The organism is Pseudomonas sp. TE3552, assembly GCF_056278945.1.
The window spans coordinates 5,067,920-5,086,033 of record NZ_JBWBQJ010000001.1 but is presented as its reverse complement, the minus strand read 5'-3'; the positions used below and the strand labels follow the sequence as shown (position 1 = coordinate 5,086,033).

At 58.6% G+C, this 18,114-nt stretch carries 18 protein-coding genes, 1 tRNA gene and 1 pseudogene; 15 read left to right on the top strand and 5 right to left on the bottom strand.

The features are described from left to right. The first annotated feature begins 16 nt into the window (after positions 1–16). From ACZ9BB_RS23010 to ACZ9BB_RS23000, 3 genes and pseudogenes are all read left to right on the top strand, one after another. Positions 17–286 (top strand): hypothetical protein, encoded by a 270-nt coding sequence (locus ACZ9BB_RS23010; RefSeq protein WP_223486482.1) that lies wholly within the window; start codon positions 17–19, stop codon positions 284–286. A gap of 388 nt (positions 287–674) precedes the next feature. After that, positions 675–836 carry a type II toxin-antitoxin system HicA family toxin gene (locus ACZ9BB_RS23005; protein ID WP_476218394.1) on the top strand — a complete coding sequence of 54 codons (162 nt, stop codon included), beginning with the start codon at positions 675–677 and terminating at the stop codon, positions 834–836. Then, positions 833–1,015 (top strand): annotated as a pseudogene (locus ACZ9BB_RS23000) (type II toxin-antitoxin system HicB family antitoxin); the annotation flags it as partial. The gene ACZ9BB_RS23005 and the pseudogene ACZ9BB_RS23000, both read left to right, overlap by 4 nt. 163 nt (positions 1,016–1,178) lie before the next feature. Here ACZ9BB_RS23000 and ACZ9BB_RS22995 read toward each other — a convergent pair. Next, positions 1,179–1,460, bottom strand: a complete 282-nt coding sequence (locus tag ACZ9BB_RS22995; protein ID WP_476216483.1) for a DUF3077 domain-containing protein — start codon at positions 1,458–1,460, stop codon at positions 1,179–1,181. A 700-nt stretch (positions 1,461–2,160) separates the two neighbouring features. On the opposite strand from ACZ9BB_RS22995, the gene ACZ9BB_RS22990 reads away from it, so the two are divergent. Together ACZ9BB_RS22990 and ACZ9BB_RS22985 are read left to right on the top strand one after the other, a co-directional pair. Then, positions 2,161–2,460 (top strand): type II toxin-antitoxin system prevent-host-death family antitoxin, encoded by a 300-nt coding sequence (locus ACZ9BB_RS22990; protein WP_007899614.1) that lies wholly within the window; start codon positions 2,161–2,163, stop codon positions 2,458–2,460. Beyond that, positions 2,457–2,765, top strand: coding sequence for a type II toxin-antitoxin system RelE/ParE family toxin (locus tag ACZ9BB_RS22985; RefSeq protein WP_081499842.1), 309 nt, complete (start codon positions 2,457–2,459; stop codon positions 2,763–2,765). The genes ACZ9BB_RS22990 and ACZ9BB_RS22985 overlap by 4 nt, the downstream gene beginning before the upstream one ends. A gap of 74 nt (positions 2,766–2,839) precedes the next feature. Here ACZ9BB_RS22985 and ACZ9BB_RS22980 read toward each other — a convergent pair. Then, a tRNA-Arg gene (locus tag ACZ9BB_RS22980) sits at positions 2,840–2,916 on the bottom strand. A gap of 349 nt (positions 2,917–3,265) precedes the next feature. Here ACZ9BB_RS22980 and gabD point away from each other — a divergent pair. From gabD to ACZ9BB_RS22965, 3 genes are all read left to right on the top strand, one after another. Continuing rightward, a complete protein-coding gene (gene gabD / locus ACZ9BB_RS22975) occupies positions 3,266–4,708 on the top strand; it encodes an NADP-dependent succinate-semialdehyde dehydrogenase (RefSeq protein ID WP_008068633.1) in 1,443 nt (480 codons plus the stop codon). A 183-nt stretch (positions 4,709–4,891) separates the two neighbouring features. Beyond that, on the top strand, positions 4,892–6,169 hold the full coding sequence (gene gabT, locus ACZ9BB_RS22970) for a 4-aminobutyrate--2-oxoglutarate transaminase (protein WP_476216479.1): 1,278 nt from the start codon (positions 4,892–4,894) through the stop codon (positions 6,167–6,169). A 136-nt stretch (positions 6,170–6,305) separates the two neighbouring features. Then, positions 6,306–7,520: an HDOD domain-containing protein gene (locus ACZ9BB_RS22965; protein WP_476216478.1), complete on the top strand. Its 1,215-nt coding sequence runs from the start codon at positions 6,306–6,308 to the stop codon at positions 7,518–7,520. Positions 7,521–7,711: 191 nt separating this feature from the next. On the opposite strand, the gene ACZ9BB_RS22960 is transcribed toward ACZ9BB_RS22965, so the two are convergent. Both ACZ9BB_RS22960 and desA read right to left on the bottom strand, forming a co-directional pair. Beyond that, positions 7,712–8,701 (bottom strand): GGDEF domain-containing protein, encoded by a 990-nt coding sequence (locus ACZ9BB_RS22960; RefSeq protein ID WP_476216476.1) that lies wholly within the window; start codon positions 8,699–8,701, stop codon positions 7,712–7,714. Between the two features lie 279 nt (positions 8,702–8,980). Next, the gene (desA, locus tag ACZ9BB_RS22955; RefSeq protein ID WP_476216474.1) at positions 8,981–10,165 is read right to left on the bottom strand and encodes a delta-9 fatty acid desaturase DesA; all 1,185 of its coding nucleotides are present in this window, start codon (positions 10,163–10,165) and stop codon (positions 8,981–8,983) included. 146 nt (positions 10,166–10,311) lie between these two features. On the opposite strand from desA, the gene dibA reads away from it, so the two are divergent. From dibA to ACZ9BB_RS22925, 6 genes are all read left to right on the top strand, one after another. Beyond that, positions 10,312–12,234, top strand: coding sequence for a phosphodiesterase DibA (gene dibA, locus ACZ9BB_RS22950; protein WP_476216472.1), 1,923 nt, complete (start codon positions 10,312–10,314; stop codon positions 12,232–12,234). A gap of 295 nt (positions 12,235–12,529) precedes the next feature. Then, positions 12,530–12,712 (top strand): sulfur starvation response protein OscA, encoded by a 183-nt coding sequence (gene oscA, locus ACZ9BB_RS22945; RefSeq protein ID WP_007941032.1) that lies wholly within the window; start codon positions 12,530–12,532, stop codon positions 12,710–12,712. Between the two features lie 72 nt (positions 12,713–12,784). Beyond that, positions 12,785–13,798 carry a sulfate ABC transporter substrate-binding protein gene (locus ACZ9BB_RS22940; RefSeq protein ID WP_476216461.1) on the top strand — a complete coding sequence of 338 codons (1,014 nt, stop codon included), beginning with the start codon at positions 12,785–12,787 and terminating at the stop codon, positions 13,796–13,798. 224 nt (positions 13,799–14,022) lie between these two features. Further along, complete coding sequence (cysT, locus tag ACZ9BB_RS22935) at positions 14,023–14,841, top strand: sulfate ABC transporter permease subunit CysT (protein WP_007941036.1); 819 nt, start codon at positions 14,023–14,025, stop codon at positions 14,839–14,841. A 13-nt stretch (positions 14,842–14,854) separates the two neighbouring features. Beyond that, positions 14,855–15,724 carry a sulfate ABC transporter permease subunit CysW gene (gene cysW, locus ACZ9BB_RS22930; RefSeq protein WP_007972954.1) on the top strand — a complete coding sequence of 290 codons (870 nt, stop codon included), beginning with the start codon at positions 14,855–14,857 and terminating at the stop codon, positions 15,722–15,724. A gap of 3 nt (positions 15,725–15,727) precedes the next feature. Next, positions 15,728–16,717, top strand: coding sequence for a sulfate/molybdate ABC transporter ATP-binding protein (locus ACZ9BB_RS22925; protein ID WP_123357244.1), 990 nt, complete (start codon positions 15,728–15,730; stop codon positions 16,715–16,717). Between the two features lie 89 nt (positions 16,718–16,806). Here the strand turns inward: ACZ9BB_RS22925 and ACZ9BB_RS22920 are convergent, their stop codons facing one another. Then, a complete protein-coding gene (locus ACZ9BB_RS22920; RefSeq protein WP_476216458.1) occupies positions 16,807–17,331 on the bottom strand; it encodes an Mpo1 family 2-hydroxy fatty acid dioxygenase in 525 nt (174 codons plus the stop codon). An 85-nt stretch (positions 17,332–17,416) separates the two neighbouring features. On the opposite strand from ACZ9BB_RS22920, the gene ACZ9BB_RS22915 reads away from it, so the two are divergent. Beyond that, positions 17,417–18,103, top strand: coding sequence for a Crp/Fnr family transcriptional regulator (locus tag ACZ9BB_RS22915; protein WP_476216456.1), 687 nt, complete (start codon positions 17,417–17,419; stop codon positions 18,101–18,103). Positions 18,104–18,114 lie beyond the last annotated feature (11 nt).

Here is an 18,114-nt window from a genome sequence, read left to right as displayed (position 1 = left end):
ACAGCGGTCGGCAAATTTGGCATCGACACCCGAAAGCGCGCACTATCGGCCCATAGCCGATGCGTTGGAGGATGCCGTGGCCCAAAAAATCGACCGCATCGCCCAAATGCTCAACTGCCCGGTGAAGGGCGAGGAACTGCGGCGAGCAGTGACTGAGAGTCGTAAGGAGTTTCTGCTGGCGAAGCAGGCAGAAGAAGCGCTTGAGGAAGACGTTCTTGATGATGAGTTGATCGAGGACGAAGAAGACGATGATGAGTACGACGAGTTTGACTGGACGACAGAATGAAAAAACCGCTTTGGCGGTTTTTTGCCATTAAAAAAGCGCTGTTTGATCTGGAGTTCATCAAGGTGTGTTTTACGCAACAGGTGTAGGGGAGCGCCAGCAGCATCGCCGACTACCCAAGAAGCTACCCAAGAACTACTAAGAACTACCCAAGAAACTACCCAAGAAATGGTTTGTTACGGCGATGATCATTGGTAGTGATGCAGCTGACCTGACGCGAGTCAGCGATTTGAACAGTCAAGTTTTCCTTGACGATTGCCTCTGCCTTGACTGGATCACCAGTGCCTACCGGCAGTTGACGAGAAGTCCTCAACCCTTACAATCGCTCACAACACGGCCCCTGTCGGTTGATGCGCTTCGGTGCTGAGACTGCTCAGGGGTTTTTTGTTGGCTGGGATTTTTCCGCCTTACCAATCGCGGCGGGTCCGGGGTACGCTTTGAGCTGAACGGTGTGGTCGGCCTCTTTCACCGACCACACCCGGACAAGAAAGCAAAGCCCTACCAGGTTCGTGATGCGCGGGCTTTCCTTGAACAAGCAGGAGTCACCGCATGAACGTAATGAATTACAAAGGCTATGCCGCCCGAATTGAATACAGCGAGGAAGATGGCCTGTTTGTCGGCCATATCGCTGGTATTAGAGATGTCGTTGGGTTTCATGGTGAGTCAGTACAGGAGCTTCGAAATGCTTTTGAAGAGGCCGTCACTGATTATCTGGAGACTTGCGCCAAGCTCTGACGGGGGCATGCCTGACCACTGCCATTGCACGGGTATGCAGTTGCAGGAAATGGTAGACGCTAGAAGTCAGAATCAACACGCCTCCCTTCACATCTGACAGTTTTGGAGGCCCCGAAAAATCGGGGCGCATTTCAAGGGTGAGTTGCCGCTATTCTGCGGTTTATGGCGTCGCCGCCTGCGGTGGTTGCGTCAAAACTTTCACCACATCATCAATCACTGCCTTACCCATCGCAGTCAGATAATGCGCGGCCCACGCGTGGCGGTCGGTGTCTTTCGCGTAAGCAGCATCCTCAGCAAACGACTTGGCCAAGAACAACAGGTCGGACGCCTGCGCCAATGCTTTGCTAATAGGCACCCCAGCGCTGACATGAAACAGCGGATCGTCTGCACAGTAGAGGCAGGGCGTGTAGCCGATGGTTTTTGCTTCTGAGTGTTCAGTCATTTGCCACCTCCATTGACGGAGGTGCGGTGGGGGCGCGATTCGAAATCGCGGTGAGGGATAAGCCTAATTTGGTACGGATTTACATTGCGCATGGTCTAGCTCCTTGACGAGGAACTGCCACTTTTTCGTTACCAAGCGAATGGGTGGCAGCTGTGCGCAGGTTGGTAAACCGGGAGTCAAGGAATCCGGCACGCCCGAAGACGTCCCACGCACAGCCGCCATAACTCAAAATTGCGGGCATAAAAAAACGCCTGCAAATCTGAATGAGGGCGCTGTTGCGCTTAACTCTCGGGTTACCAAGCCCGGTCGCTGAATTGGCAGCGACGGCAGAAGGGTAACGTGCAGGCTGACCTCCTGCAACCTTCGAAAGTCGTAAGGATTTTCTGCTGAATCGGTCGGAAGAAAAAAATATCGATAATCCAAGGCCAATCGCGATGCACCCGACTGGGTATGATCGTCATTTGACGGTCATTTGCTTGAAGAAGGCGCTGGCAGCAGGTATCAACTGGCCAAAGAGCGGCCTCAGTCGACTTTACTCGCGCCGTTCATTTGCCGGCCATTTGACTGGCTATCTGGATTTAACGACAGAATAGAAACTCCGTTTCATTGTGGAGCACATGGCTCCGGTCAGTTGCATGTTGACCGTTGCTCAGTCAATCGAACACTATAAGGTACTATTTTGTGTACCTTTGGAGGCCTCATGGAGCAATTACTCGCGAGTCGGTCGGTTAGTATTACCGAGCTGAAACGCAGCCCGAGTACCGTGATTGAGCAAGCAGGCTCAGAGCCAGTTGCCGTTCTCAACCACAATCGCCCTGCTGCCTACCTTTTACCGCACGCCACTTATCAACAGCTACTTGATCGATTACAAGCCGCAGAAATACGTGAAGCTATTGCAGCCAGCCGCAATGACCCACGCCCGGCTATTGCAGCCGATACGGTGTTTGCTGAGCTTGATGCGCTCATTGATGAGGTCGAAGCGGAGCAGAAACGCCCATGAGACAACTGCTTTTCTCCGCACTGGCACGAGAGGATCTGCAGCAAATTGCCCGCTACATTGCCCGTGACAATCCCGGCCGAGCTCGGACTTTTGTTGGTGAGTTGCGAGTGTGCTGTGCACGGCTGGTTGATCAGCCAAATCAAGGTATTTCCCGAGATGACTGTGCCAGAGGGCTGCGAATGATTTCCCACGGCCGATATTTGATCTTTTACAGTCTTTTAGAGGGCGATGTTCAGATTGAGCGTGTCCTGCATACCGCTAGAGACATTGGGCGCTTGTTTGAATCAGTCAGCACTGATCACTAGACCCAAACATTAAAAATGCTGACCCACAAAAAAGCCCCAGACCCTAAGATCTGAGGCTTTCTCGTTTCTACATATGGTGCACCAGGCGGGATTCGAACCCACGACCCCTGCCTTCGGAGGGCAGTACTCTATCCAGCTGAGCTACTGGTGCGATGCGGGCGCCATGATACTCATATGCGCTGCGGGCGTCCATGCCGCTGAATCGCCTGCGTTTTTCAAAAGCGTAACCTGCGTTTGCTACGCTGATCAGAAAAAATAGGCAAATGCGGCGTTTTCGTTCTTTTTTTCGAACAGCCTATTGTCCTTTACCCCCTTTGATCCTAGGATTCGTTTGAGATTTCAAACGCTCTTGTCTGGGTGCTGAACCGCACGAGTTCGATCAGTGCGCTATTTATGTGCTTCAGCCCGGTGAATGATTTCCCTGACGGCAGCCTATAAGGCGCCTTTCTACAATCATAATTCGCCCCGCGTTTGTCGCGGTGCTGTTAAGGAAAGCCGACATGCAGCTTAAAGACACCCAGTTGTTCCGCCAGCAAGCCTTTATCGATGGCGCTTGGGTCGATGCGGACAACGGTCAGACGATCAAGGTCAATAACCCGGCAACGGGCGAAATTCTGGGCACTGTGCCGAAAATGGGCGCTGCCGAAACCCGCCGTGCGATCGAAGCCGCTGACAAAGCGCTGCCGGCCTGGCGTGGCCTGACCGCCAAGGAGCGCGCGAACAAGCTGCGTCGCTGGTTCGAGCTGATCATCGAGAACCAGGATGACCTGGCTCGCCTGATGACCCTGGAGCAGGGCAAGCCATTGGCTGAAGCCAAGGGCGAGATCGTTTATGCCGCTTCCTTTATCGAGTGGTTCGCCGAAGAGGCCAAGCGCGTCTACGGTGACGTGATTCCGGGTCACCAGCCAGACAAGCGCCTGATCGTGATCAAGCAGCCGATCGGCGTGACCGCTGCGATTACTCCGTGGAACTTCCCGGCCGCGATGATCACCCGTAAAGCCGGCCCGGCCCTGGCCGCTGGTTGCACCATGGTGCTCAAGCCGGCTTCGCAAACCCCGTTCTCGGCGTTCGCCCTGGCTGAACTGGCTCAACGTGCCGGTATTCCGAACGGCGTGTTCAGTGTGGTGACCGGCAGTGCTGGCGATATCGGCAGCGAGCTGACCGGCAACCCGATCGTGCGCAAACTGTCCTTCACCGGTTCGACCGAAATCGGTCGTCAGTTGATGACCGAGTGCGCCAAGGACATCAAGAAAGTTTCGCTGGAATTGGGCGGCAACGCGCCGTTCATCGTGTTCGACGACGCGGACCTGGATAAGGCCGTCGAAGGCGCGATCATTTCCAAGTACCGCAACAACGGCCAGACCTGCGTCTGCGCCAACCGCCTGTACATTCAGGATTCGGTCTACGACGCGTTCGCCGAAAAACTGAAAGTGGCCGTGGCCAAACTCAAGATCGGCAACGGTCTGGAAGACGGCACCACCACTGGCCCGCTGATCGACGAAAAAGCCGTGGCCAAGGTGCAAGAGCACATTGCTGACGCCGTCGGCAAAGGCGCTACCGTGTTGGCGGGTGGCAAGAGCATGCAAGGCAACTTCTTCGAGCCGACCATTCTGACCAACGTGCCGAACAACGCTGCCGTGGCCAAGGAAGAAACCTTCGGTCCATTGGCGCCGCTGTTCCGCTTCAAAGACGAAGCCGATGTGATCGCGATGTCCAACGACACCGAGTTCGGTCTGGCCTCGTACTTCTATGCTCGTGACCTGGGCCGTGTGTTCCGTGTGGCTGAAGCCCTGGAATACGGCATGGTCGGCGTCAACACCGGGTTGATCTCCAACGAAGTCGCGCCGTTCGGCGGTATCAAGGCGTCGGGCCTGGGCCGTGAAGGCTCCAAGTACGGCATCGAAGATTACCTGGAAATCAAATACCTCTGCCTGGGCATCTAAGCCCGGCAGGGATTGCTTCAAGCGCAAAGGGCACGAGAGCGCTGTCCCTTTGCGACGCTTCAAACGGAATTTTCTCTGTGGCCGGGAACGCTGTGGCAGTCGATCATCGCATGCTGCCGTAGTTGCTTCCCCGCCGCTTAATCCTTGAACCACGCCGACCGATGAGCGGCGAATGAGGAATGTATGAGCAAGACTAACGCTGATTTGATGGCCCGCCGCACTGCTGCTGTACCCCGTGGTGTTGGCCAGATCCACCCGATCTTCGCCGACCACGCGAAGAACGCTACCGTGACCGACGTTGAAGGTCGCGAGTTCATCGACTTCGCCGGCGGTATCGCCGTGCTGAACACCGGTCACGTGCACCCGAAAATCATCGCCGCCGTCACCGAGCAGCTGAACAAGCTGACCCACACCTGCTTCCAGGTTCTGGCCTACGAGCCGTACGTGGAAGTGTGCGAAAAAATCAACGCCAAGGTGCCGGGTGATTTCGCCAAGAAAACCCTGCTGGTGACCACCGGTTCCGAAGCTGTAGAAAACTCGATCAAGATCGCCCGCGCCGCCACTGGCCGTGCCGGCGTGATCGCGTTCACCGGCGCTTACCACGGCCGCACCATGATGACCCTGGGCCTGACCGGTAAAGTCGTGCCTTACTCGGCCGGCATGGGCTTGATGCCAGGCGGCATCTTCCGCGCGCTGTACCCGAACGAGCTGCACGGTGTGAGCATCGACGATTCGATCGCCAGCATCGAGCGCATCTTCAAGAACGACGCTGAGCCGCGTGACATCGCTGCCATCATCATCGAGCCGGTGCAGGGCGAAGGTGGTTTCTACGTCGCGCCTAAAGAGTTCATGAAGCGTCTGCGCGCTTTGTGCGACCAGCACGGCATTCTGTTGATCGCTGACGAAGTACAGACGGGCGCTGGCCGTACCGGCACCTTCTTCGCCATGGAACAGATGGGCGTTGCCGCCGACCTGACCACCTTCGCCAAATCCATCGCTGGCGGCTTCCCGCTGGCCGGTGTATGCGGTAAGGCCGAATACATGGACGCCATCGCCCCGGGCGGCCTGGGCGGCACTTACGCCGGTAGCCCGATCGCTTGCGCCGCGGCCCTGGCCGTGATGGAAGTGTTTGAAGAAGAGCACCTGCTGGACCGTTGCAAAGCGGTCGGCGAGCGTCTGGTGACTGGCCTGAAAGCCATTCAGGCCAAATACCCGGTGATCGGCGACGTGCGTGCCCTGGGCGCGATGATCGCCGTCGAGCTGTTCGAAAACGGTGACAGTCACAAGCCGAACCCGACTGCTGTAGCAGCCGTTGTGGCCAAGGCGCGTGACAAGGGCCTGATCCTGCTGTCGTGCGGCACCTACGGCAACGTTCTGCGCGTGCTGGTACCGCTGACTTCGCCGGACGAGCAACTGGACAAAGGCCTGGCGATCATCGAAGAGTGCTTCGCCGAGCTCTGATTCATTTGTGATCTGATCGACAAAAAACCCGCTTCGGCGGGTTTTTTTATGGGTGCTTGAAACACATCAGGGCAATTGAGTTGTATCGAATGGCCAGCATTGACTAAGGTGCAAGCATTGCCGTTGGAGTATGCAGATGACTGCTGTGGTGTTACCCGCTGTACCGCGAGTGCTGATTGCCGAGGCGGACCCTTGGTCTCGCGACCTGCTCAAGCAAGTGTTGTTGAATGTGCGCTGCGACGCGCGGCTGGACCTGTGTGCCGATGGCCAGGAGACCCTGCAGCTGTTGGCGGAAAATCCTTATGACTTGGTAATCGTCGACTGGGAGTTGCCTGGCGTCGATGGCCTGAATGTCTTGCGCAATGTTCGTCAGCGTAAACGTAATCCGCCGCTGCCGTTCATTCTGATGAGCAGCCGCAACGACGGTGCCAGTGTGCGTGAAGTCTTGCCCCTGGCGCCCACGGCATACCTGACCAAACCCCTGAACATGGAAAACCTGACCCAGCGCCTGCAGGATTTGCTGCTGAGCGCGGGTGAAGAGGTGTCCTGCGAAGTGCCGTCTCTGGCGCCGGGCATGACCTTGTCGGTGTATCTGGAGCGGCGGCGCGAGCTGGCGGACGGTGCGCCGTTGATGACTGACGTGCAGGTGGCAATCAAACGCAGCCTCAATCCCAATGGCCTCGATCTGACGCGGCTGGAAGATGAGATCCGCACCGATCCGCAAGTCACCGCTGTCTTGATCGCTGCCGCCAACAGCGCGGCGCAGCATCATGGCGCCGCTGTGCAAACCCTGGCCCAGGCGTTGCACCGTTTGGGCACCGGGCAAAGCATGAACCTGATTCTGGGGCTCGCCCTCAAGCGCAGTGCCCGGCTCAGCGATCCGTGTCTGGCCGATTATGCGCAGCGTTATTGGGAGTTGTCCCTGCACACCGCCGAATATGCGCGGACGTTGGCGCGCTTGCTCGACCTGGATCAGGAGCGCTGTTATTGCGCGGGCATGCTGCATCGCCTCGGCGACCTGGCGTTGCTGCGGTGTTTGCAGGAATGGAAGCAGGCCGGTGGTGAGCTGGATGAGTTGGAAGAAATCGGCGATGCCCTGGCCGAATTCGGTGCGGCCTACGGTTCGGCGCTACGCACCCGCTGGCGCCTGCCGCTGGAGCTGCGAGAGCTGATTGCAGCGGTTTATCAGCTCGGTGGCGGGGTTTACTCCCGTGAAGCGCTGGTGATGAACATGGCCGCGCAACTGGCGCGCCTGACCGAGCATGAGGGCATCGAGACGCTGGCCAAGAGCCGCACGGCGCGGTTGCTCAAGATCGGATTGCCGGAATTGATGCGTTTGCGCAAAAAATAGGCTTCACGCAAAACCTGTAGGAGCGAGGCTCTGTGGCGAGGGGGCTTGCCCCCGTTGGGCTGCGAAGCAGTCCTGAACCCCGACAACCTGGCTCTGTCAGAAATACCGCGTGCTCTGATTTTACGGCTGCTGCGCAACCGAACGGGGGCGAGCCCCCTCGCCACAGGTAGGTGTCAGCGTCAGACAGTTTCTCAGCCAGAAATGATGCGGTTCTTGCCCTGACGCTTGGCCTGATACATGGCCGCGTCGGCGCGGGCGAACAGGCTGTCGAGGCTTTCATCCTCGGGCGTGAGGCTGGTCAAGCCCTGGCTGACAGTGATGCCGAAGGTCCTGTTGTCATGGCTGAAACTCAACTGCTGAATCTCCCGTTCCAGCCGCTCGGCCACTTGCATGGCCATGTCCGGTGCACAACCGGGGAACACCGCGGCGAATTCCTCACCGCCGATCCGCCCGAACAGATCACCACGTCGCAGGGCCGCGCGACCGCTCTCGGCGATGCGTTGCAGTACCTTGTCGCCTTCCGGATGGCCGTAGGTGTCGTTGATCACTTTGAAGTCATCGATGTCCAGCAGCAGGAAGGCCAGCGGCTTGCCTTGCTGGCGCGCTTGCTCGAATTCGCGATGGGCGCCTTCGAAGAAGTGTCGGCGATTGCTGCTTTGGGTCAGTACGTCGGTGGTGGCCAAGCGGTGGAGCTCGGTTTCCATCTGCTTCTTTTCGGTGATGTCTTCGGCAATGCCGACGATGATCACCGGTTGGCCCGGCTCGGCCTGACGGTTGATGAAGCACTTGTCACTGAGCCAGCGTACCTGGCCGTCAGCGGCGATGATGCGGTATTCGCGGTCTTCGACGGCACCGTTGACCAACACTTGCGCCAGGCTGCGTTCGGCGTAGTCCAGATCGTCGGGGTAGACGCTGTCGCGCCAGTGATTGTAGTCGGACAGCAGCAGGCCGGCAGGGCGGCCGAAAATCCGCTCATAGGCCGGGCTGACGTAGAGCACCTGACGGGTTTCCCAGTTGAATGCCCAAAGCACCGCATTGACGCTGACCAGCAGCGAGCTGAACAGCTGTTCGCGTTCGCTCAGGCGCGCCACTTCACCTTGGGCATGCATCAGCGCCATCAGCGTTTGCGCGGCTTCAGGCCACTGTGGAAGGGATGTGTCTTGTAGGTTTTCATTGACCATCGGCACAAATCTCAAAGGGCGTGCCGCTATTTCGACAGCGGCTAGAGCAGAGCCCGCCTGGATGGCGAAGTGTCTTTGAGATAAGGGATTTGGGGCGAAGTTCCCGTGTTTTTTGGTGAGGGGCCGTGGTCCCGCTGGGCGGTATAGCGCGGGAATCTGGCGGGCGCGTTTTGTCAGTTAAAACGCGTCGTCAGGTTTTACGTCTGCTGCGCAGCCGAGCGGGAGTAAGCTCCCTCGCCACAGGCAGCCCCTAATCAGAGGCAAGCCGTCATCAGAGGATTAGGCGTTGGCAGGGCGCAGGGAGTAGGTTTTCAGCTGGTCGGCGAAGTCGCGCAGGGATTGAATCCCGCTGGCCTCGGCCTCGTGTACCCAATCCTTGATGGCGGCCAGCATGTCGTGACCATTTGAGCTGGTCTTGACCCAGATCTGCTGCAAGGCCAGGCGTTTCTCGTAAATTACCTTCAATGCCTGGCTATGCTCGAGCATGGTCTGGATGCGCACATGGTGCTTGTCATCCAGCAGGCTGGTTTCCCGCGAGAGCAGGCGCTTGGCCCGGTGGAACTGGTGGCGGACCGAGTGATCGACCTTTTCCAGCTCTTGCTTGACCAGCGGCGCGATCACCAGCTTGCGGTACTGGGCCATGATCTGGAAGCGGTTGTTGAGGATCGCCATGGCGGTGTCCATGTCCAGGCTGCCTTTGCCTTCGACACGGTGGGCGATCGGCGCGACCCGCTGGACTTTGGCCAGGCGCAGGAAGCTGAAGACCTGGATCCAGGCCCAGCCGAGGTCGAATTCCCACTTCTTCACCGACAGTTTGGCCGAGTTAGGGTAGGTGTGATGGTTGTTATGCAGTTCTTCGCCGCCGATCAGGATGCCCCAGGGCACCAGATTGGTCGCCGCATCGCGGCATTCGAAGTTGCGGTAGCCGATGGCATGGCCCAGACCATTGACCACGCCGGCGGCCCAGACCGGGATCCACATCATCTGGATGGCCCAGATGGTGATACCGATGGTGCCGAACAGCAGCAGGTCGATGACGCCCATGATCGCCACGCCCAGCAACGGGAAGCGAGTGTAGAGGTTGCGTTCGATCCAGTCTTCGGGGCAGTTCTTGCCGTAGATGCGCAGGGTCTCGGGGTTTTCCGCTTCGGCGCGGTACAGCTCGGCGCCTTTGCGCAGAACGGTGGACAGACCCTTGATGACCGGGCTATGCGGGTCATCGACGGTTTCGCATTTGGCGTGATGCTTGCGGTGGATGGCGGTCCACTCGCGGGTGTTCTGCGCCGTGGTCAACCACAGCCAGAAGCGGAAGAAATGTTTCAGGCCGGCATTGAGCTCAAGCGAGCGATGGGCTGAATAGCGATGCAGATAGACCGTGACGCCAACGATCGTCACGTGGGTCATCAGCAGGGTGACGGCTACCAGTGACCAGGGCGATAAGCCAAGAAAACCTTCGTACCACATAGGCTATAGGGCCCTCGATAAAGAAAAAACAGCCTTTGCATTATCACTAAGCCCACGGATAAAACCAGTCGCCCTTTCAGATAAGAGTGGCTGGATGTTTCTTTAATCTATAATTCCAACCTTTTTGTAGGGACATGGACGTTCGAATGCCAGCCACATATCGCGATGCTTTGCGTGCAGCGCTGCTTTACCTGGTGCTTTCCATAGTTTGGCTTCAGTTCAGTGGTTATTTATTGAACAGTTTCTTCGATAACTCCACCGATCTGCTGCGCTGGCAACTGATCAACGGTTATGCCTGGGTGGCCTTCAGTGCCGCGCTGATTTTCATCGCGCGGGCACGGTTGTTTCGCTGCCTGGGCGTCGGCGCCAAATTGCGTGAGCGCACTGCCGACCGGGAGCGTTTGCGGCAAGCGGCCGCGGTGTTCGATTGCACCCGTGAAGGGGTGCTGGTCACCAATAGCAAAGGGCTGATCGTCCATGTAAACCGGGCGTTCATGGAAATCACCGGCTACCAGTGTGAGGAAGTGCTGGGTCAGCGCCCGAACATGTTCAAATCGGGTCATCATCCTCCGGGTTTCTACCAGGCGATGTTCGCGACTCTCGACAGCATCGGCGAGTGGAGCGGGGAAATCTGGAACCGTCGCAAAAGCGGCGAGATTTACCCGCAATGGCAGACGATTCGCCTCGTTCACGATGATCAGGGGCGGCTCAGCCAATACGTTGCGGTGTTTTCCGACATCAGTGCGATCAAGAACTCCGAGCATGAGCTGACGCACCTGGCCCACCATGACCCGCTGACCGATCTGCCCAATCGCCTGCTGTTTACCGACCGTGCCGGACAGGCCGTGGCCTCGGCGCAGAGTCATAAGCGCGGTTGCGCGTTGCTGATGATCGATCTGGATCACTTCAAGCTGATCAACGACAGTCTCGGCCACAGTGTCGGTGACCAACTGCTCAAGGCGGTGGCTGAGCGCCTGGGCGCCTTGTTTGGCCCGGGCATTACGCTGGCGCGGCTCAGTGGCGACGAATTTGCGGTATTGGCCGAAAATTGCCCGCAACCGGGGCATGCCGCAGCGCTGGCTCAGCGGGTCATCGATGGCCTCAAGGAGCCGTTTCGGATCAACGACAAGCAACCGTTATTCATCAACGCGAGTGTCGGCATCAGCCTGTTCCCCAGCGATGCCTTGAGCGCCGAGCAACTGTTGCGCAATGCCGACTCGGCGCTGTTCAAGGCCAAGAGCGCGGGCCGCGACAGCTATGCGCTCTACACCGAAGAGTTGACCGCCCATGCCCAGCAACGTGTCGAGATTGCCTTCGACTTGCGCCGAGCGCTGGAGCAAGAGGAGTTGCGGGTCTATTACCAGCCCGTGTATGAGCTCAAAACCAGTCGCCTGATCGGCGTCGAGGCTCTGGTGCGCTGGGAGCATCCGCAACGCGGACTGGTGTCGCCGGCTGAATTCATCCCCATTGCCGAACGTACCGGACTGATCGCCGAGATCGATGCCTGGGTCATGCGCCAGGCCTGTCGGCAGATGTGCCAGTGGCAAGCGACGGGCGTGGGGTTGTCGTTTGTCGCGGTGAACGTTTCTTCGCGCCTGTTTGCCCGCCGCGAGTTGTATCAGCAAGTGACTCAGGTGCTGCACGACACGGGGCTGGATCCGGCGTATCTGGAGCTGGAAGTCACCGAAAGCGCGGTGATGGAAGACCCGGAAGTGGCGCTGGAGCAGATGCATCGCTTGCGCGAGTTGGGCGTGCGGCTGGCCATCGATGACTTCGGCACGGGCTATTCGTCATTGCTGCGACTCAAGCGTTTGCCAGTGCAAAAACTCAAGATCGATCAGGGATTTGTCGCAGGCTTGCCGGGTGATGAGGATGACGCGGCGATTGCGCGGGTGATCATTGCGCTGGCGCAGAGCATGGGCATGCAAGTGCATGCAGAGGGGATCGAGCAGGTCGAGCAGGCGGGGTTCCTGCTCGAACACGCTTGCGATCTGGGGCAGGGGTACTGGTTTGGGCGGCCGGTGCCGGCGACAGCATTGGATTGGGCTCGAACGCCAACGATTGGATGAGCGCCTGATCTGCTTTTTGTGGCGAGGGGGCTTGCCCCCGTTGGGTCGCGTAGCGGCCCCAATTTTTTGCGTCTGCTACGCAGCCGAACGGGGGCAAGCCCCCTCGCCACAGGGTTTTGTGTGCCCGCGAAAGTAGTTGGTCCTCCGCAACCCCTTGCTCCATCAAATAATTCATTCTAGTTATATAAACATTCTTAAATAGTATTTTTAAGAATATCAGTGCCTATCTACTATTGCTCTCACGCCTTGAGCAGTGCCGCCGCTGCCAGGCACATCTCATTTAAGGAGCAGCACCATGAGCGCATCCCTACGTAGTGTTGACGGGCAGGACGAAGCCACGATTTTGCGTGAGATCCAGAGCGCCTTGCGCGATCTGCGTTTTGGCGCAGTGGAAATCACCGTGCATAACGCCCAGGTCGTCCAGATCGAACGCAAAGAGAAGTTCCGTTTGCAGAACCCGGGCAACAAACCGAGCTGAAAAAACCGGCAACCCGATTCCAGCACACCATAAGAAAAAGCCAACACACCCAGTATTCCAGGAGCTTTCACCATGTCGTCGATTCGTCATTTTGCTTTGGCCGCCCTGGCCAGTGCCCTTTTTGCTGGTTCCGCGGTTGCCAAGGATTACGAATTGCTCAACGTGTCGTACGACCCGACCCGTGAGCTGTACCAGGATTACAACGCCGAGTTCGTCAACTTCTGGAAGAAAGACCACGCCGGCGACAACGTGAAAATCCAGCAGTCCCACGGTGGCTCGGGCAAGCAGGGCCGGGCGGTGATCGACGGTCTGCGGGCCGACGTGGTGACCCTGGCCCTGGCCGGTGACATCGACGAAGTCGCCAAGCTTGGCAAGAGCCTGCCGGTCGACTGGCAGAAGCGTCTTCCGGATGCGAGTACGCCTTACACCTCGACCATCGTGTTCCTGGTGCGCAAAGGCAATCCCAAAGGCATCAAGGACTGGGGCGACCTGACCAAAAACGGCGTGGAAGTCATCACTCCGAACCCGAAAACTTCTGGCGGCGCACGCTGGAACTTCCTCGCGGCCTGGGCCTATGGCCTGAAAGCCAACGGTGGTAACGAAGCCAAGGCCAAAGAGTACGTGCAGACCTTGTTCAAGCATGTACCTGTGCTGGACACCGGTGCTCGCGGTTCGACCATCACCTTCGTCAACAACGGCCAGGGCGACGTATTGCTGGCCTGGGAAAACGAAGCTTTCCTGGCATTGAAAGAAGACGGTGGCGCCGACAAGTTCGACATCGTTGTGCCGTCGCTGTCGATCCTTGCCGAACCACCGGTGGCCGTGGTCGACAAGAACGCCGAGAAAAAGGGCAACACCGAAATCGCTGAAGCGTACCTCAAGCACCTGTACAGCCCGGCCGGTCAGGAAATCGCGGCGAAAAACTTCTATCGTCCACGTGACAAGGACGTCGCTGCCAAGTACGCCAAACAGTTCCCGACCCTGGAGCTGGTGACCATCGATAAGGACTTCGGCGGCTGGAAAGCCGCCCAGCCGAAATTCTTCAATGACGGTGGCGTGTTCGACCAGATTTACCAGGCGCAGTAACCTGAAATAGATCTGCCAACGGTCAGTTAGGAGGCAACTTGTGGGAGCGAACCTGCTCGCGATGACGGCGGTACATTCAACATCAATGTTGGCTGACCAGGCGCTATCGCGAGCAGGCTCGCTCCTACAGGGGTTGCAGTGTTCAGTCCCTTAACTGCCAGGCATTAGCCAACGGGCCCCGATCTTGTTGTCGGGGCTTAGCGCGTTCTCAACCAAGGACTTTTATGTCGCGTCGTATCTCCCCCGTCATACCCGGCTTCGGGCTGACGCTGGGCTACACCTTGGTGTACCTCAGCCTGATTGTGCTCATTCCACTGGCGGCGATGTTCGTGCATGCCGCTCAACTGACCTGGGACCAGTTCTGGGCAATCATCTCGGCACCTCGGGTGTTGGCCGCGTTGAAGCTGAGCTTCGGCACCGCGTTGTACGCCGCGGTCATCAACGGCGTGATCGGCACGCTGCTGGCCTGGGTGCTGGTGCGCTACACCTTCCCGGGGCGCAAAGTCATCGATGCGATGATCGACCTGCCGTTCGCATTGCCCACTGCCGTGGCCGGTATCGCGCTTACCGCGCTGTACACCCCCACCGGCCTGGTGGGTCAGTTCGCGGCGGACCTGGGGTTCAAGATCGCGTATACCCCCCTCGGCATCACCCTGGCGCTGACTTTTGTAACACTTCCATTCGTAGTACGTACGGTACAGCCTGTACTGGCCGATATCCCTCGTGAAGTGGAAGAGGCGGCGGCGTGCCTGGGGGCAAAACCGCTGCAGGTTTTCCGCCATATCCTGGTGCCGGCGCTGCTCCCAGCCTGGCTGACAGGTTTCGCTTTGGCCTTTGCCCGCGGGGTCGGCGAGTACGGTTCGGTGATTTTCATCGCCGGTAACATGCCGATGAAAACCGAAATTCTGCCCTTGCTGATCATGGTCAAACTCGACCAGTACGATTACACCGGCGCCACCTCCATTGGTGTACTGATGTTGGTGGTTTCCTTTGTCTTGTTGCTGCTGATCAACTTGTTGCAGCGGCGCATCGAAACCCCATAAGGAGGCGCGAAAAATGTCCCAATCGTCTATTGCAGCGGCCTCCTCGAACGCCGCCCGCCGTGGCAGTGCCACTTCGCGGCGCATCCTGATCGGCCTCGGCTGGCTGATCTTCGCGCTGTTTTTGTTATTGCCATTGTTCATCGTGGTGTCCCAGGGCCTGAAGCTGGGCCTGGGGGCATTCTTCACCGCGATCTTCGAACCGGACGCCTTGTCGGCGTTGAAGCTCACCGTGATTGCCGTGTTGATATCGGTGCCGCTGAACCTGGTGTTCGGGGTCAGCGCGGCGTGGTGCGTGAGCAAATACTCGTTCCGCGGCAAGAGCATGCTGGTGACGCTGATCGACTTGCCGTTCTCGGTGTCGCCGGTGATTGCCGGTCTGGTCTATGTATTGATGTTCGGCGCCCAAGGCTTGTTCGGCCCATGGTTGCAGGACCACGACATCCAGATCGTCTTCGCCTTGCCGGGCATCGTGCTGGCGACGATTTTTGTCACCGTGCCGTTCGTGGCCCGTGAACTGATCCCGCTGATGCAGGAACAAGGCACTCAAGAGGAAGAGGCCGCGCGCCTGCTTGGCGCCAATGGCTGGCAGATGTTCTGGCACGTCACCGTTCCCAATATCAAATGGGGCCTGATCTATGGCGTGGTGCTCTGCACTGCGCGAGCGATGGGGGAGTTCGGTGCGGTGTCGGTGGTCTCCGGGCACATTCGCGGGGTGACCAACACCCTGCCGCTGCACGTCGAGATCCTCTACAACGAATACAACCACGTGGCCGCGTTCGCCGTGGCGAGCCTGTTGCTGATCCTGGCGCTCTTCATCCTGCTGCTCAAGCAGTGGAGCGAAAACCGTATTAACCGCCTGCGCGCCAGCGCCGCGGAGGAATAAGTCATGTCGATCGAAGTGCGTAACGTCAGCAAGAACTTCCACGCGTTCAAGGCGCTGGACAACATCAGCCTGGACATTCAAAGCGGCGAACTCGTGGCGCTGCTGGGGCCGTCCGGTTGCGGCAAGACCACGTTGTTGCGAATCATCGCCGGCCTGGAAACCCCGGATCAGGGCAATATCGTGTTCCATGGCGAAGACGTCTCCGGCCACGACGTGCGTGATCGCAACGTCGGTTTCGTGTTCCAGCACTACGCTTTGTTCCGGCACATGACGGTGTTCGACAACGTTGCTTTCGGCCTGCGCATGAAGCCGAAAAACCAGCGCCCGAACGAGAGCCAGATTGCGGTTAAAGTCCACGAATTGCTGAACATGGTGCAGTTGGACTGGTTGGCGGATCGCTACCCGGAACAACTCTCCGGCGGTCAGCGTCAACGCATCGCGCTGGCCCGCGCCTTGGCGGTGGAGCCGAAAGTCTTGCTGCTCGATGAACCCTTCGGCGCCCTCGATGCCAAGGTCCGTAAAGAGCTGCGTCGCTGGCTCGCACGGCTGCACGAAGACATTAACCTGACCTCGGTATTCGTGACTCACGACCAGGAAGAGGCGATGGAAGTCGCCGACCGCATCGTGGTGATGAACAAGGGCGTGATCGAGCAGATCGGCTCACCGGGCGACGTCTACGAAAACCCGGCCAGCGATTTCGTCTATCACTTCCTTGGCGACTCGAACCGTCTGCATTTGGGCGAAGACCGGCACGTGCTGTTCCGTCCCCACGAAGTGTCGCTGTCGCGGCATGAACTGGAAGATCATCACGCGGCTGAAGTGCGCGATATTCGTCCGCTGGGCGCGACTACGCGGGTGACGCTGAAGGTGGAAGGCCAGAGCGAGTTGATTGAAGCTGAAGTGGTGAAGGATCACGATAGCCTGGTTGGATTGGCCAAGGGCGAGACGCTGTTCTTCAAGCCGAAGGTCTGGCAGAAAGTCGCCAACCTCTAAAGCAAAGGCATCGCGGGCAAGCCCGCTCCCACAGTGATCTGTGTCGTTCACAAATCTCCTATGGGAGCGGGCTTGCCCGCGATGGCGTCCTACGCCGCGGCGTTCTTCTGACGCAAACGCACACCGCCCACTCGCGCCTCGATCTGCTCTTTCAGCTCACGCCGCATCCCGAGCAAAAACGCCAACTCAACCACCACAAACAACGGCCCGACAATCAACCCCGTCACATCATCGACAAACGCCGGTTTGCACCCTTCGTAATGATGGCCGACAAACTGAATCGCCCACCCCACCACAAACATCCCGATGCCGCTGGCAAGCCAGACGAATGTGCTCTGCTGCGCAAGCACATGCCCCACCCAGACCGACAGGCCCAGCAATCCCGTCATCAGTACCCCGAGCCGCAATTCCAGGCGCAAGTAAAACCACGCCGAAGCCAGTGCCAGAAGCACCGCCGGTGACACCCAGGCCCCGGCCAGCGACCACTCCGGCCGCGACAGCAACACCGCGACCGCCACCACGATCAACGGAATACCCACGAAGTGGCTGGCGATATTGCGCGGGTCACGGTGGTAGGCGGCGTATTGACTGAGATGGTCAACGAGGCTTTTCATTGTTATTCCTCCTGTAGGGTGATGGATCATGCCCCCGGGCTCATCTCTCGTTCTGTCAGCCAGGCGACAATCTCTAGGAGTTTTCATGGACATGCAGGCTTGGCGTTCGCGCCTGATGACGGGGCAATGGTTCAGTCATTTACCGGTCCCCTTTCAGGATAGTCTGCTGGCCGCCGCCCGAGTGCGGCGGCTGTCGCCGGGGCAACGGCTGTTCAAGCGCGGCGATCCCCCGTGCGGTTTGTACGCGGTGCTTGAGGGCTCGGTGCGCATCGGCGCGGTGAGCGAGCAGGGCAAGGAAGCGCTGCTGAGCCTGGTGGAGTCGCCACACTGGTTCGGCGAAATCTGCCTGTTCGATGGTCAGCCGCGAACCCATGATGCATTCGGCACAGGCCATTGCATCCTGTTGCACATTCCACAAACGGCGCTGCTGGCGTTGCTCGACAAACACCCGGTGTACTGGCGGCAACTGGCATTGCTGATGAGCCACAAACTGCGCCTGACCTTCATCAGTCTCGAACAGCTCAGCCTGATGCCAGCCCCGGCACGCTTGGCTCATCGTTTACTGATGATCGCCGAGGGCTATGGCGAAACCGACTCGCCGCGTCGTGTTCTGCAACTGCCTCAGGAACAACTGGCGTCGATGCTGTCGCTGTCGCGCCAGACCACCAACCAGATCCTCAAGGATTTGCAGGGGCAAGGGGTTGTGGATCTCAAGTATGGCGAGATCGAGATTCTGGACGCCGAGCGGTTGCGGGCGTTGGCGATCTTTTAAATCCGGCGTTA

Excerpts from the sequence above, each read along its gene's own strand:
- gabT (WP_476216479.1), top strand. The coding sequence starts at position 4,892 with ATGAGCAAGACTAACGCTGATTTGATGGCCCGCCGCACTGCTGCTGTA.
- ACZ9BB_RS22940 (WP_476216461.1), top strand. The coding sequence starts at position 12,785 with ATGTCGTCGATTCGTCATTTTGCTTTGGCCGCCCTGGCCAGTGCCCTT.
- cysT (WP_007941036.1), top strand. The coding sequence starts at position 14,023 with ATGTCGCGTCGTATCTCCCCCGTCATACCCGGCTTCGGGCTGACGCTG.
- ACZ9BB_RS22925 (WP_123357244.1), top strand. The coding sequence starts at position 15,728 with ATGTCGATCGAAGTGCGTAACGTCAGCAAGAACTTCCACGCGTTCAAG.
- cysW (WP_007972954.1), top strand. The coding sequence starts at position 14,855 with ATGTCCCAATCGTCTATTGCAGCGGCCTCCTCGAACGCCGCCCGCCGT.
- ACZ9BB_RS22960 (WP_476216476.1), bottom strand. The coding sequence starts at position 8,701 with ATGGTCAATGAAAACCTACAAGACACATCCCTTCCACAGTGGCCTGAA.
- ACZ9BB_RS22985 (WP_081499842.1), top strand. The coding sequence starts at position 2,457 with ATGAGACAACTGCTTTTCTCCGCACTGGCACGAGAGGATCTGCAGCAA.
- ACZ9BB_RS22920 (WP_476216458.1), bottom strand. The coding sequence starts at position 17,331 with ATGAAAAGCCTCGTTGACCATCTCAGTCAATACGCCGCCTACCACCGT.
- oscA (WP_007941032.1), top strand. The coding sequence starts at position 12,530 with ATGAGCGCATCCCTACGTAGTGTTGACGGGCAGGACGAAGCCACGATT.
- gabD (WP_008068633.1), top strand. The coding sequence starts at position 3,266 with ATGCAGCTTAAAGACACCCAGTTGTTCCGCCAGCAAGCCTTTATCGAT.
- dibA (WP_476216472.1), top strand. The coding sequence starts at position 10,312 with ATGCCAGCCACATATCGCGATGCTTTGCGTGCAGCGCTGCTTTACCTG.
- desA (WP_476216474.1), bottom strand. The coding sequence starts at position 10,165 with ATGTGGTACGAAGGTTTTCTTGGCTTATCGCCCTGGTCACTGGTAGCC.
- ACZ9BB_RS22965 (WP_476216478.1), top strand. The coding sequence starts at position 6,306 with ATGACTGCTGTGGTGTTACCCGCTGTACCGCGAGTGCTGATTGCCGAG.
- ACZ9BB_RS22995 (WP_476216483.1), bottom strand. The coding sequence starts at position 1,460 with ATGACTGAACACTCAGAAGCAAAAACCATCGGCTACACGCCCTGCCTC.
- ACZ9BB_RS22915 (WP_476216456.1), top strand. The coding sequence starts at position 17,417 with ATGGACATGCAGGCTTGGCGTTCGCGCCTGATGACGGGGCAATGGTTC.
- ACZ9BB_RS22990 (WP_007899614.1), top strand. The coding sequence starts at position 2,161 with ATGGAGCAATTACTCGCGAGTCGGTCGGTTAGTATTACCGAGCTGAAA.